Source organism: Nocardioides sp. CPCC 205120, assembly GCF_048654585.1.
In the GTDB taxonomy this organism is placed as follows: Bacteria; Actinomycetota; Actinomycetes; order Propionibacteriales; family Nocardioidaceae; genus Nocardioides.
Window position 1 is genome coordinate 929,447 of the sequence record NZ_JBMCYY010000001.1, and the last position, 12,356, is coordinate 941,802.

The window sequence follows — 12,356 nt, forward strand, 5'->3', positions numbered from 1 at the left end:
CGGGCACTGAGCGGGCACTGAGCGGGCACCGAGCGGGGCACTGGGCGCCGGGTTCGACCGAGCCCGGCGCTCAGCGCACGAGCGCCCCGACGGCGCCGAGCGCGAGGAGCGTGCGGAGGGTGTTGAGGCGGGTCCACACCTCGGCGTAGTGCGGCCACGCCTCGGCGCCCTCGGACGCGAGGCGCTGGTTGAGCGGCACGTTGCCGACGACGGTGACCGCCACGCTGCCGAGCAGCAGGGCGGCGGCGACGACGTGGCGCGGGTCCGTCCCGGGCGCGCGGAGGGCGAGGGTCCCCAGCGCCACCGCCGCCAGCGCGCCGCCGGCGAACAGCGCGATGAAGGGCCCGCGCTCGGCCCGCACGTTCACCTCCTGCATGACGGCGACCGCCGCGGGGGCGTCGAGGCGCCGCAGCGCCGGCATCACCATCACGGAGAACGCGGCGTAGACGCCCCCGACGGCCGCGGCGGCGACACCGGTGGCGAGCGCCGCCGCGCCGAGGGCGCTCACGCCGGGACCTCCGTGACCGGGACCTCCGCGACCGGGGCCCAGACGCCCGACGCGGCGGTGCGCGCGACGTACGCCGCGAAGGGCGAGGCGGGTCGACCCAGCACCCGTTCGACGTCCCCGGTCACCGACGCGTTGCGGCCGTCGAGCACCTCCGCGAAGAGCTCCGCGAGGGGTGCGGCCTCCTCGGCGGGCACCCCGTCGTGGGCCACGTCGGCCACGAACCCCGCGGCGTCGACCGGCTCGAAGGTCACGGGCCGGCCGGTGCGGTGGGCGAGGATCGCGGCGACGTCGGCGAAGGTGAGGAGCTCGGGCCCGGTCAGCTCGAGCGTGGCGTCGGTCAGCGGTCCGCCGGACGGGGCGGTGAGGGCGGCCACGGCCACGTCGGCGACGTCGTCGAGGTCGACGAAGGCCTCCGGCACGTCGGCGGCGGGCAGGCGCAGCGCGCCGCGGCGTACCGGGCCGAGCAGGAAGTGCTCCGAGAAGTTCTGCTGGAACCACGAGCAGCGCAGCACCGTCACCGGCACGCCCGCGGAACGCAGGGCGTCCTCGGCACGCCGGGCGCCCTCCTCGCCCCGGCCCGAGAGCAGCACGAAGCGCTCGACACCGAGCGAGGAGCCGAGCGCGGCGAGGGCACGCATCTTCTCGGGGACGCCCGGGAACGCGAGGTCGGGACTGAAGCAGACGTAGACGGCGGTGGCGCCGTCGAGGGCGCCGGGCCAGGTGGCGGCGTCGTCCCAGTCGAAGCCGGTACGGCGGGACGCGGCCCGCGCGGGCAGCCCGCGGGCGTGGAGACGGTCGAGGACGCGGCGGCCGGTGCGGCCCGTGCCGCCGAGGACGAGGTAGGTCATGGCTCGAGTGAACCGTCTCGCGACGAGACGCTGAATGGCTGTTGCTCGCGGATCCTTGCCGTTTCGTCTAGCGTCGCCGGTCGTGGACCCTCTCGCGCAGTTCCTCGACGGCCCGCGCGCCGTGCGGGCCTTCACCCTCGGCGTGACGATGGCGCCGCCCTGGGTCGTGGACGTGCGGGACGGCGCCGCCCTGACGCTGCTCGTCGTCACGCGCGGCGAGGCCGTGGTCGAGGGCGTGGACGAGGCGGGCCGGCCGGTGGTCGAGGCGCTGGGCACCGGGGACGTCGTGCTGGCGCGGGGCCCCGCGCCGTACCGGGTCGGCCACGCGGCGGGGGCGCCCGCCACCGTCGTGATCGGGCCGGGGCAGGAGTGCACGACGGTCGCGGGGGGGGCCGGTGCGCACGACCTGGAGCCGGGGCCTGCAGCGGTGGGGCAACACGGCCGACCCGGCCGCGGCGACGACCGAACTGCTCCTCGCGACCTACGAGCGCGCCGGGGACGTGGGGCGGCTCGCCACGACGGCGCTGCCGCCGCTGGCCGTCGTGCGGAGCGGGGCGGCGGACCCGTCGCAGGCGGCGGTCGTGGACCTCCTCGGCGCGGAGCTCGGTCGCGACGAGGTCGCGCGTACGACGGTGCTCGACCGGCTCGTCGACCTGCTCGTGGTCGCCGCCGTGCGGGGCTGGCTGGCCGGGCAGTCCGACGACCGGCCCGCGTCGTGGCTGGTCGGGGACGACCCGCTGGTCGCGGCCGCGCTGGGCCTCCTCCACGACGCGCCGGCGGAGCCGTGGACCGTCGAGCGCCTGGCCCGGCGGCTCTCGGTCTCCCGGGCGACCCTGGCTGCGCGGTTCAGCCGCCGCGTCGGTGTGCCCCCGATGCGCTACCTGGCGGAGTGGCGGATGGGCCTGGCGAGCGAGTACCTCGCCGACCCCGCTGCGAGCGTCGCCGCCGTCGGCCGCCGGGTGGGCTACGACAGCCCGTTCACCTTCAGCGTCGCCTTCAAGCGGCAGCACGGCGTGAGCCCGAGCGCGTACCGGCGCACGGCGCTGGCGGCGGGCTGAGGGGGGCGCGGGGGGATCGCCGGACCCGCGGTGCCCGGCCGGTTCCCCGCCGTACCGCAGACTGGTGCGGTGGACGTGACCGCGTGCATCTACTCCCCCGACGGGGCGATCCGGCTGACGCCCGACGCCTTCCTCGAGGCCGCCCTGCTGTGGTGGCCCGAGGCTGTCGCGGTCGACGTGCGCCGGCGGCTCCCGCGGAGCCGGCGAGTGGCCGTGCGGATCGAGGAGCCGGGGCAGCGACCGTTCGAGGTGCGGCTCGCGGCGGACGGCACGCAGCTGCTGACCGACGGCGACCACGTGCAGCAGATCTGGTTCGCGACGTGGGCCCGCTCGCGGGTGCCGTACGACGCGCCCGGCCGGGTCGTGCTCGTCAGCGCCGACGCCTCGCGGGCCGCGCTGCTGACGCCCGGCATGACCCCGCGCGAGGTGTGGGAGGCGTGGCGCGGGCAGACCGAGGAGTGGCAGCGCTTCGCGCAGGGCTGGCTGTCCTCGGCGCTCGCGGGCTGACCGGGGGCGCTCGACCGGGCCGGAGTGCTCCTCAGCCCGCATCTGGCGGGTTCCCCGGTGCACCGGGGAACCCGCCACTTCCGGTGCCAAGCTTCCACCCGGAACCGGCGGGTTGCGTCTACAACTGTCGCAGGGGTCCCGCTCGACCTCCGGGCGGAGCGGGGAAGGCGGCCATGGCCGTCTCGGCGATCGCCAGCAGGTCGTCGATGGTCCCGCCGTCGCGGGCGCAGCCGGACATGCCGCGCAGAACCGCCACGAGGAACGAGGCCAGGGCCTCGGTGCGGGTGTCCGGCGGCAGGTCGCCGTCGCGCACCCCGCGGTCGAGCCGCTCCTGGAGTCGCCGGTGGAGCTCCTCGCGCTGCGCGGTGAGCCGCGGCTCGGTGAGCATCAGGCAGCCGGGCGGGGTCGCCGCGTCGGTGTGGGCGCGGGCGGTGTCGTCGAGCATGCGCGTGACGGCCTCGCGCGCCGTCGGCAGCGCGCTCGCGGCGTCGAGGCCCTCGCAGGTGCGGCGGAAGTAGGTGGCCGAGGCCTCCTCGAAGAGGCGGTGCTTGTCGCCGAACGCCGCGTAGAGGCTCGGCGGAGACACGCCCATGGCCGCCGTCAGCGCCGCCACGGACGTCTCCTCGTACCCCGCCCGCCAGAACTGCTCGACGGCGGCGGCGAGGGCTGCGTCGCGATCGAAGCTCCGCGGTCGGCCGGCCATGCCGCCAGCATAACGTAGTGGTCGCTACGGAATGTGCTACGGTCGAGCAGCAATCAATAGTGATCACTACAGAATGAGGTCGTCATGGAGCTGAAGGGCGCGGTCGTGCTCGTCACCGGAGCCAACCGGGGCATCGGAGCTGCCTTCGTCGAGCTGCTCAAGGAGCGCGGGGCCACCAAGGTGTACGCCGCGGCCCGCGACGCGTCCTCGGTCGAGGCCGCCGGCGTCGAGCCGATCGCGCTCGACGTCACCGACGCCGCCCAGGTCGAGGCCGCGGCCCGGGCCGCGGGTGACGTGCAGGTCCTCATCAACAACGCGGGCATCTCGACGGGCACCGCGTTGATGACGGGCGACGAGGCGGCCATCCGGCGCGAGATGGACACCAACTTCTACGGCCCGCTGCTGATGACGCGCGCCTTCGCCCCGGTCCTCCGGGCCAACGGCGGCGGCGCCGTCCTCAACGTCGTCTCGGCCCTGTCGTGGTTCACCGCTCCGGGCGCCGGCGCGTACGCGGCGTCGAAGGCGGCGGCGTGGATGCTGACCGACAGCACCCGGCTCGAGCTCGCGGCCCAGGGGACGCACGTCGTCGGGGTGCACATGGGCCTGGTCGACACCGACATGGCCAAGGGGGTGCCGGCCCCCAAGATCAGCCCCGCCGACCTGGCGGGCGCGGGCCTCGACGCGATCGAGTCGGGCGCCCAGGAGGTCCTGGGCGACGAGTGGGCGAAGTTCGTGAAATCGGGGCTCGCGCTCGACCCCGCCGACCGCTACGCGCAGATCGCCGCCGCCCTCGGCGCCGCCTGAGCGGGCCCGCTCCGGTGCTCCCGTGGTGCGGCGCGGGCGGCCGAGACGCACCGAGGGTGGTGACCAGACGTGCAGGTCACCGCCCTCGTGCTGTTGTCGACCCTCAGGTGCGGGCCGGAGCCGCGGGCACGTCGACCTGTGCGCCCTGCAGGTCGGACGCGTGCAGCAGCTCGATGCCCTTGGTCTCGGGGATCGTGAGGACGGTGAGCAGTCCGATCACCCCGATCACCACGAGGGCGAAGGCCGGGACGAGGTCGTTCCCGGTGACACCGATCAGCCAGGTGTTGAGGTAGGGGAGCGTGCCGGCGAAGAACGCTCCGGCGACGCTGTAACCCATGGAGAGACCGCTCTGCCGGGTGCGGGTGGGGAACAGCTCGGCCACTGTCGCGGCGTGGCTGCCCAAGATGATCGCCAGGATGACCGAGAGGCCGAAGGTGGCGGCGAAGCCTGCGGCCAATGTCCCGGCCTGCATGAGCACGAAGAGCGGCACCGAGCCCACGATCAGCAGGCCCGCCGCGCCGAGGAGCACCGGCTTGCGGCCGAACTTGTCCGAGGCGACGCCCGAGACGGGGATGATGCCGATGGCCACGAGGGAGGCGACCGTCGACAGGAGGGCCGCCTCGGAGGGCGCGAGACCGACGATCTCCTCCTGGTAGGTGAGCAGGTAGACGAGCACGACGTAGAAGGTCGCGTTCATGAACGTCTCGATACCCACGGTCTGCGCGAACTGCTTGCCGTTGAGCCGGAACACCTCGCGGATCGGCTGCTTCGCGACCGTCTGGAGCCGCTCGAGAGCTCGGTACTCCGGGGTGTCCTCGATCCGCAGGCGGATGTAGAGGCCCACGAAGGCCATCGGAACGGTGAGCAGGAACGGGATCCGCCAGCCGAACTCCAGGACCTCCGCCTCGGTCAGCAGGGTCTGCAGGAGCCAGACCGCGAAAGATGCGGCGAGGAAGCCAAGGACGGACCCGAACTCGATCCACGAGCAGCCGAAGCCGCGTCGCTTCCGGGGGGAGTACTCGGCGAGGAAGGCGGCCGCGGAGCCGAACTCGCCGCCGGCGGCGAGGCCCTGGATGATGCGGGCGACGACGAGGAGGATGGGCGCCGCGATGCCGACCGAGTCGTACGACGGCAGGAGACCGAGCATCAGGGTCCCCGCCGCCATCGTCACGATGACGATGGACAGCGTCTTCTTCCGTCCGTAGCGGTCGCCGATGTAGCCGAAGAGCACGGACCCCAGCGGGCGCACCAGGAAGGCGACGGCGAAGACCGCGAAGACCGACAGGAGTCCGGCGTTGCCGTCCTGCTCGGGGAAGAAGATCTTGGCCATCGTCGTGGCGAGGTAGGCGTAGACCGCCCAGTCGAACCAGTGCACGAAGACCCCGACGGAGCCTGCGACCAGGCTCTTCCGCAGGCCCTCCCGGGGCGGTTCTTCGACCAGGGTGCTGTTGTTCATGGCGTCTCCTTGGGGCAGTGCCGCGCGCCGGGGCAGGACGTGGCCCGCAGGGTCGGGGGGTAGTGGGCGCCGCTGCCTCGCTCCGCGTCGAGAGAGGTCGCTGTCACCCGCTGTTCGGTAGATAGTGATGCGTACCACGGGGATCTGTAAAACATTCTCTACTGGACGCAGTCATCGGATTTGTTGATGGAACCGGGGGCGGCGAGAGGCCGGTTGTAGACCAGTACGGCGGTGTGGAGTCATCTGATCTACAGATGCCTTGAGTCGAAAGCATCTGTTGGACAGGAGGCGTGGTGGCGGTCACGCTGGGTGCGCTGGCAATCGGAGCGGTCGTCGACCCGGAGGTGGACATGTCTGTGCGCGACACGGAAGTAGTGGTGGTGGGGGCAGGACAGGCGGGGGTGGCGATGAGCGAGCACCTCGGCAACCTGGGCGTGCCCCACCTCGTCCTCGAGCGCCACCGCATCGCCGAGCGCTGGCGTTCGGAGCGCTGGGACTCGCTGGTCGCGAACGGGCCCGCGTGGCATGACCGGTTCCCGGGTCTGCACTTCGACACGGTGGGCCCGGACGAGTTCGCGGGCAAGGAGCAGGTGGCCGACTACTTCGCCGCCTACGCCGAGAAGATCGGCGCGCCGATCGAGTGCGGCGTCGAGGTGACCTCGGTGCGCCGCCGCGAGGGCCGGGCGGGCTTCACCGTCGAGACCTCGACCGGCACCATCCGGGCGACGTACGTCGTGGCCGCGACGGGGCCGTTCCAGCGGCCGGTCGTCCCGCCCATCGTCCCCGAGGTCGACGGCGTCACGCAGATCCACTCGAGCGCCTACCGCAACCCGGGGCAGCTGCCCGACGGCGCGGTCCTGGTCGTCGGGGCGGGGTCCTCGGGCGTGCAGATCGCCGACGAGCTGCGACGTGCCGGGCGCGAGGTGTACCTGTCCGTCGGCCCGCACGACAGGCCGCCGCGCAGCTACCGGGGACGCGACTTCTGCTGGTGGCTGGGCGTCCTCGGGATGTGGGACGCCGAGACGCCGCCGCAGGGGGCCGAGCACGTCACCATCGCGGTGAGCGGGGCGCGCGGTGGTCACACCGTCGACTTCCGCGCCCTGGCGGAGTCGGGCATCCACCTCGTCGGGATGACCTCCTCCTACGACGACGGCGTGCTGTCCTTCGCCGACGACCTCGGGGCGAACATCGCCGAGGGTGACGCCAAGTACCTGGCGCTGCTCGACGCCGCCGACGAGTACGTGGGGAAGAACGGGCTCGACCTGCCGACCGAGCCCGACGCGCGGCTGCTCGGCCCGGATCCCGACAGCGTCCGCGACCCGCTCCGGTCCCTCGACCTCGCGTCGGCCGGCGTCACCAGCATCGTGTGGGCCACCGGCTTCCGGCCCGACTACGGCTGGCTGCAGGTCGACGCGTTCGACGAGACGGGCCGCCCGCGACACCGGCGCGGGGTCTCAACGGAGCCGGGCGTCTACTTCCTGGGCCTTCCATGGCTCTCGCGCCGTGGTTCGAGCTTCATCTGGGGCGTGTGGCACGACGCGAAGTTCGTCGCCGACCACCTGTCGACCCAGCGCAGCTACCTGCAGTACGAAGCACCCGCCGACGCCGCCGGGTCGCATCCCACCCCCATCGACCGCACCCCGGAGAAGGACAGCGCATGAACGACCCGAAGATGGCCGGCGGCCACACCCGGATCCGTCCCTTCAACACGCGTGACACCTACCCCGAGCAGAACCTCGACAACGACCTGTGCCAGGCGGTGGTCGCCGGCAACACGGTCTACGTGCGCGGGCAGATCGGTCAGGACCTGGACACCAGCGAGTCCGTCGGCATCGGCGACGTCGAGGCCCAGACCGAGCAGGCGATGAGGAACATCGCGATGCTCCTGGGCGAGGCCGGCTCGAAGATCGAGCACCTGGTCAAGCTGACGATCTACATCGTCGATCCGCGCTACCGCGAGACGGTGTACCGGACGATCGGCCGGCACACCCGCGGGGTCCACCCCATCTCCACCGGCATCGTCGTGAGCGCCCTGGCCCGACCCGAGTGGCTCGTCGAGGTCGACGCCGTCGCAGTGATCCCGGAGGGCGAGCAGTGACCTTCTCGATCCTGGCCACGGACGGCACCGGCGCGGTCGGGATGGCGGTGAGCTCCTCGAGCCCGGCCGTCGCGGCGCGCTGCGTCAACCTGCGCGCGGGGGTGGGTGGGGCATCGTCGCAGAACATCACCGATCCCCGGCTCGGCACGGAGCTCCTCGATCACCTCGACGGCGGCATGAGCGCCGCCGAGGCCCTCGACGCCGTCACCCGTGGTCGTGACCTCATCGAGTTCCGTCAGCTGACCGTGCTCTCGCTCGACGGCGCCACGGCTGCCTACTCCGGCGAGCGGTCCCTGGGGACCCACCACCACCTGGCGGCGGACCAGGTCGTCGCGGCCGGCAACATGCTCGCGGACGAGGGCGTCGTGGACGCCATCGTGACCGCCTTCCGGGCCTCGACGGGGCAGCTGGAGGAGCGCCTGCTCGCCTCCCTGCGCAGCGGTCTCGAGGCCGGTGGCGAGGAGGGGCCCGTTCGCTCCGCCGGCCTCGCCGTCGTGCGGAGCGTGCCGTGGCGGGAGACCGACCTGCGCATCGACTGGAGCGACACCCCGGTGGAGGACCTCGCCGCGCTCCTCGACGTGTGGCTCCCGCAGCGCGACGACTACGTGACCCGGGGCCTCGACCCCAGCGCGGCCCCGTCGTACGGCGTCCCGGGGGACCGATGACGTCGGGTGACAAGCAGCTCGTGGCCGAGGTCGTGGCGGGCGACGCCGAACGCCTGATCACGCTGTCCGAGCTCCTGCACGCCCACCCCGAGACCGCCTGGGAGGAGCACCGGGCCTCCCGGTGGGTCGCCGAGGCGCTGGAGGAGTCGGGATTCGCCATCACGCCGGCGTACCTCGGGCTGGAGACCGCGTTCCACGCCACCTACGGCTCCGGCCCGTTCCGGGTGGGCCTGTGTGCGGAGTACGACGCGCTGCCCGGTCTGGGGCACGCGTGCGGGCACAACCTCATCGCCGCCATCTCGGTCGGCGCGGGCCGCGCCCTCGCGCGGGTCGCCGACACCCTGGGCCTGACGATCGAGGTGTACGGCACGCCGGCGGAGGAGGGCGGTGGCGGCAAGATCGAGATGCTCGAGCGCGGCGCGTTCGCCGGCCTCGACATCGCGATGATGGCCCACCCCGCCCCGGTCGACGTGGCCGAGGCGGAGCCGTTCGCGGTCTCGCACTCGCACGTGGAGTACCGGGGCAAGGCGTCCCACGCGGCGGCGTACCCCGAGCAGGGGGTCAACGCGGCCGACGCCTTCACCATCGCGCAGGTCGCCGTGGGTCTCCTGCGGCAGCAGCTGCCGCCCACCGTGCGGGTGCACGGGGTGATGACGAACGGTGGTGAGGCGCCCAACGCCATCCCGGCCCGCACGGAGGGCAGGTGGTACGTCCGCGCCGAGACCCTGGCGCAGCTCGCGGAGACCGAGGAGCGCGTCTGGAGGTGCTTCGAGGCGGGCGCCCTGGCGACGGGCTGCGAGCTGCGGATCGAGGCCGAGAGCAAGCCGTACGCCGAGCTCCGCGCCGACGAGGCGGCACTCGGGGCGTACCGGGCCAACGCGGAGGCCCTCGGGCGGGTCTTCGACCCCGGGACGCCGGCGCGTCGCATGAACCGGGCGTCGACCGACATGGGCAACGTGTCGCAGGTGGTCCCGGCGATCCATCCCTACGTCGGCATCGGCTCGTCGCCGGCGCTCAACCACCAGCCCGAGTTCGCCGCGCACTGCGTCGGCCCGGACGCGGAACGTGCCCTGCTCGACGCGGCGACGGCACTGGCGTGGACCGCGGTGGACCTCAGCAGCCGCGGGCACGTCCGCTGAGCCACCCACGACGGAGGACGAAGGTCATGACGACGGACGAGCAGGTCAGGCTCGAGCGGGACCCCCTCGGGGAGCGAGCGGTCCCGAGGGACGCCCTGTGGGGCGCGCACACCTCCCGCGCGCTGGAGAACTTCGCGATCAGCGGCACCGCCGTCGGCACCCACCGCGACCTCACCTACGCCCTCGGGGCCGTCAAGCTGGCGGCGGCCCGCGCCAACACGGACCTCGGCGTCCTCGACGAACGTCGTGCTGCAGCCATCGCGGTCGCCTGCGAGGAGGTCATGCTCGGCCACCACGACGAGCAGTTCGTCGTCGACGTGGTCCAGGGCGGCGCCGGCACATCCACGAACATGAACGCCAACGAGGTCATCGCCAACCGGGCGCTCCAAGTGCTCGGCCTCGCGCCCGGCACCTACGCCGAGGTGCATCCGAACGACCACGTCAACGCGAGCCAGAGCACGAACGACGTCTACCCCACGGCGATCAAGGTCGCCCTGCTCGTCGCGCTGCGTCGGCTCGCGAGCGCGGTGAGCGAGCTGTCCGGGTCGTTCGCCGCCAAGGGCCAGGAGTTCCGCGGCGTCCCGAAGGTGGGACGGACCCAGCTCCAGGACGCCGTCCCGATGACGGTGGGCCAGGAGTTCGCGGCGTGGGCCGCCACGCTGGTCGAGGAGCAGGCGCGGCTGCGGGACGCACGCAACCTCCTCAGCGAGATCAACCTCGGCGCCACGGCGATCGGGACCGGGATCACCGCGGACCCGGCGTACGCGTCGTGCGTGCTCGCCCACCTGCGACGGATCACGGACCTGCCGCTCCAGACGGCCGGCGACCTGGTGGAGGCGACGGCCGACACCGGCGTCTTCGTCCAGCTCTCCGGCGTCCTCAAGCGCACCGCGGTGAAGGTCTCGAAGATCTGCAACGACCTGCGACTGCTGTCCTCGGGGCCGCAGGCCGGTCTCGGCGAGCTCCGCCTGCCGCCCCGCCAGGCCGGGTCCAGCATCATGCCCGGCAAGGTCAACCCGGTCGTCCCGGAGATGGTCAACCAGGTCGCGTTCAGCGTCATCGGCAACGACCTGACCATCACGATGGCGGCGGAGGCCGGACAGCTGCAGCTGAACGCGTTCGAGCCGATCATGGCGCACGGCCTGCTGCAGAGCATCGACTGGATGGCACGCGCGTTCACCGGTCTCGCTCACCTCTGCGTGGACGGCATCGAGGTCGACCGAGACCACCTCGAGGAGCTGACGTCGCGCAGCGTCGGGGTGGTGACGGCACTGATCCCGTACGTCGGGTACGCCACCGCGAGCTCGATCGCGAAAGCCGCGCTGGCCGGCGAGGGCGACGTCCGCAGCCTCCTGCTGCGCGACGCAGGTGTCGACGAGGCGCTCCTCGACCGGTTGCTCGACCCCGAGACCCTCGCGGGCCTGCCCCGTCCACCGGTCGTCGCGCCCGCTGCGGCGCAGCGGACCGACTGACGCCCCGCCCCCGGTGCCAGGTCTGCGGTCGTCGTCGCACGTGGACGCGCAGGTGACGCGGCAGGATGGGCGCATGCGGAACCCGGCGTTCACCTTCGTCCAGCTGCGCTACTTCGCGGCGGCCGCCGAGCTCGGCAGCATGACGGCTGCCGCGAGGGACCTGAACGTCTCGCAATCCGCGGTGTCGACGGCGGTCGCCCAGCTGGAGAAGGAGCTGGGCGTCCAGCTGCTCCTGCGCCACCACGCGCGCGGTCTCGCGCTGACGCCGGCCGGCCGGGCGTTCCACGCCGAGCTGCGCACGTTCCTGGCGCACACCCAGGAGCTCGCCGACAGCGCGACGAACGCCGGGCAGGAGCTGGCGGGCGGGTTCGTCGTCGGGTGCTTCGACACCCTGGCGCCCTTCTGGCTCCCGCGCCTGGTCACGGCGTACCAGCGGAGGTACCCGTCGGTCAGCGTGGACGCGCTCGAGGCCGAGCACGCCGCGTTGAAGCAGCACCTGCGGTCCGGGGCCTGCGAGGTGGCGCTCATGTACGCCTACGACCTGGACAGCGACCTAGAGGCCACCCCCGTCGCCTCCGTCCCGCCGTACGCCCTCGTGCCGGCGCACCACCCGCTGGCCCAGCAGCGGGAGATCCACCTCCGCGAGCTCGCCGACGACCCCTTCGTCATGCTCGAGCTCCCGCACACGTCCGCCTACTTCCGGTCGTTGTTCGAGGCCGTGGGCGTCGAGCCGCGCATCCGGCACCGGACCGCCGGCTACGAGACGGTGCGGTCGATGGTCGCCGCGGGCCACGGCTACTCGGTTCTCAACCAGAAGCCCACCGACGACACGACCTACGCGGGCACCCCGCTCGTCACGCTGGCGCTCAAGGACGACCTGCCCCCGTTGGACGTGGTCGCGGTGCGCATCGGGAACGCGCGCCCGACCCGGAAGGCGACGGCCTTCCTCGAGATCGCCGAGCTCGTCGGCGCGGCCCTCACGTCGGGCGAGCAGGCCGACGGCGCGTGAGGCGGCGGGCGGGGATGTGACGCCGCCCCGCCTCGTCGGCCCGCTGTCCCCAGGGCCGGGAGGCAGGCCCGCGGACCGTCGGCGACGCG

Annotated in this window: 13 protein-coding genes and 1 pseudogene; 10 read left to right on the forward strand and 4 right to left on the reverse strand. The window is 73.2% G+C overall.

Annotated features, from left to right (window positions below):
• Nucleotides 1–70 precede the first annotated feature (70 nt).
• Complete coding sequence (locus ACOACO_RS04350) at nt 71–508, reverse strand: anthrone oxygenase family protein (protein WP_420295026.1); 438 nt, start codon at nt 506–508, stop codon at nt 71–73.
• A complete protein-coding gene (locus ACOACO_RS04355; protein ID WP_420295027.1) occupies nt 505–1,356 on the reverse strand; it encodes an NmrA family NAD(P)-binding protein in 852 nt (283 codons plus the stop codon). Before ACOACO_RS04355 ends, ACOACO_RS04350 begins: the two co-directional genes overlap by 4 nt.
• Before the next feature lie 34 nt (nt 1,357–1,390).
• Here ACOACO_RS04355 and ACOACO_RS04360 point away from each other — a divergent pair.
• From ACOACO_RS04360 to ACOACO_RS04370, 3 genes and pseudogenes are all read left to right on the forward strand, one after another.
• A pseudogene (locus tag ACOACO_RS04360) lies at nt 1,391–1,985 on the forward strand (cupin domain-containing protein); the annotation flags it as partial.
• A 42-nt stretch (nt 1,986–2,027) separates the two neighbouring features.
• Complete coding sequence (locus ACOACO_RS04365) at nt 2,028–2,414, forward strand: helix-turn-helix transcriptional regulator (protein ID WP_420296293.1); 387 nt, start codon at nt 2,028–2,030, stop codon at nt 2,412–2,414.
• Between the two features lie 69 nt (nt 2,415–2,483).
• Complete coding sequence (locus ACOACO_RS04370) at nt 2,484–2,921, forward strand: hypothetical protein (protein ID WP_420295028.1); 438 nt, start codon at nt 2,484–2,486, stop codon at nt 2,919–2,921.
• A 118-nt stretch (nt 2,922–3,039) separates the two neighbouring features.
• Here the strand turns inward: ACOACO_RS04370 and ACOACO_RS04375 are convergent, their stop codons facing one another.
• Complete coding sequence (locus ACOACO_RS04375) at nt 3,040–3,624, reverse strand: TetR/AcrR family transcriptional regulator (RefSeq protein ID WP_420295029.1); 585 nt, start codon at nt 3,622–3,624, stop codon at nt 3,040–3,042.
• A gap of 84 nt (nt 3,625–3,708) precedes the next feature.
• Between ACOACO_RS04375 and ACOACO_RS04380 the strand changes: the two genes are divergently transcribed.
• A complete protein-coding gene (locus ACOACO_RS04380) occupies nt 3,709–4,428 on the forward strand; it encodes an SDR family oxidoreductase (protein ID WP_420295030.1) in 720 nt (239 codons plus the stop codon).
• Between the two features lie 103 nt (nt 4,429–4,531).
• Here ACOACO_RS04380 and ACOACO_RS04385 read toward each other — a convergent pair whose 3' ends face one another.
• Nucleotides 4,532–5,884 carry an MFS transporter gene (locus ACOACO_RS04385; protein WP_420295031.1) on the reverse strand — a complete coding sequence of 451 codons (1,353 nt, stop codon included), beginning with the start codon at nt 5,882–5,884 and terminating at the stop codon, nt 4,532–4,534.
• A 350-nt stretch (nt 5,885–6,234) separates the two neighbouring features.
• On the opposite strand from ACOACO_RS04385, the gene ACOACO_RS04390 reads away from it, so the two are divergent.
• The 6 genes from ACOACO_RS04390 (at nt 6,235) to ACOACO_RS04415 (ending at nt 12,267) form a co-directional block, all read left to right on the forward strand.
• A complete protein-coding gene (locus tag ACOACO_RS04390; protein WP_420295032.1) occupies nt 6,235–7,545 on the forward strand; it encodes a flavin-containing monooxygenase in 1,311 nt (436 codons plus the stop codon).
• Nucleotides 7,542–7,982, forward strand: coding sequence for a RidA family protein (locus ACOACO_RS04395; protein ID WP_420295033.1), 441 nt, complete (start codon nt 7,542–7,544; stop codon nt 7,980–7,982). Before ACOACO_RS04390 ends, ACOACO_RS04395 begins: the two co-directional genes overlap by 4 nt.
• Nucleotides 7,979–8,647 carry a DUF1028 domain-containing protein gene (locus ACOACO_RS04400; protein WP_420295034.1) on the forward strand — a complete coding sequence of 223 codons (669 nt, stop codon included), beginning with the start codon at nt 7,979–7,981 and terminating at the stop codon, nt 8,645–8,647. Before ACOACO_RS04395 ends, ACOACO_RS04400 begins: the two co-directional genes overlap by 4 nt.
• The gene (locus ACOACO_RS04405) at nt 8,644–9,786 is read left to right on the forward strand and encodes a M20 family metallopeptidase (protein ID WP_420295035.1); all 1,143 of its coding nucleotides are present in this window, start codon (nt 8,644–8,646) and stop codon (nt 9,784–9,786) included. Before ACOACO_RS04400 ends, ACOACO_RS04405 begins: the two co-directional genes overlap by 4 nt.
• Nucleotides 9,787–9,812: 26 nt before the next feature.
• Nucleotides 9,813–11,258 carry an aspartate ammonia-lyase gene (locus ACOACO_RS04410; RefSeq protein ID WP_420295036.1) on the forward strand — a complete coding sequence of 482 codons (1,446 nt, stop codon included), beginning with the start codon at nt 9,813–9,815 and terminating at the stop codon, nt 11,256–11,258.
• A gap of 73 nt (nt 11,259–11,331) precedes the next feature.
• On the forward strand, nt 11,332–12,267 hold the full coding sequence (locus ACOACO_RS04415; RefSeq protein ID WP_420295037.1) for a LysR family transcriptional regulator: 936 nt from the start codon (nt 11,332–11,334) through the stop codon (nt 12,265–12,267).
• The last annotated feature ends 89 nt before the right edge of the window (nt 12,268–12,356 follow it).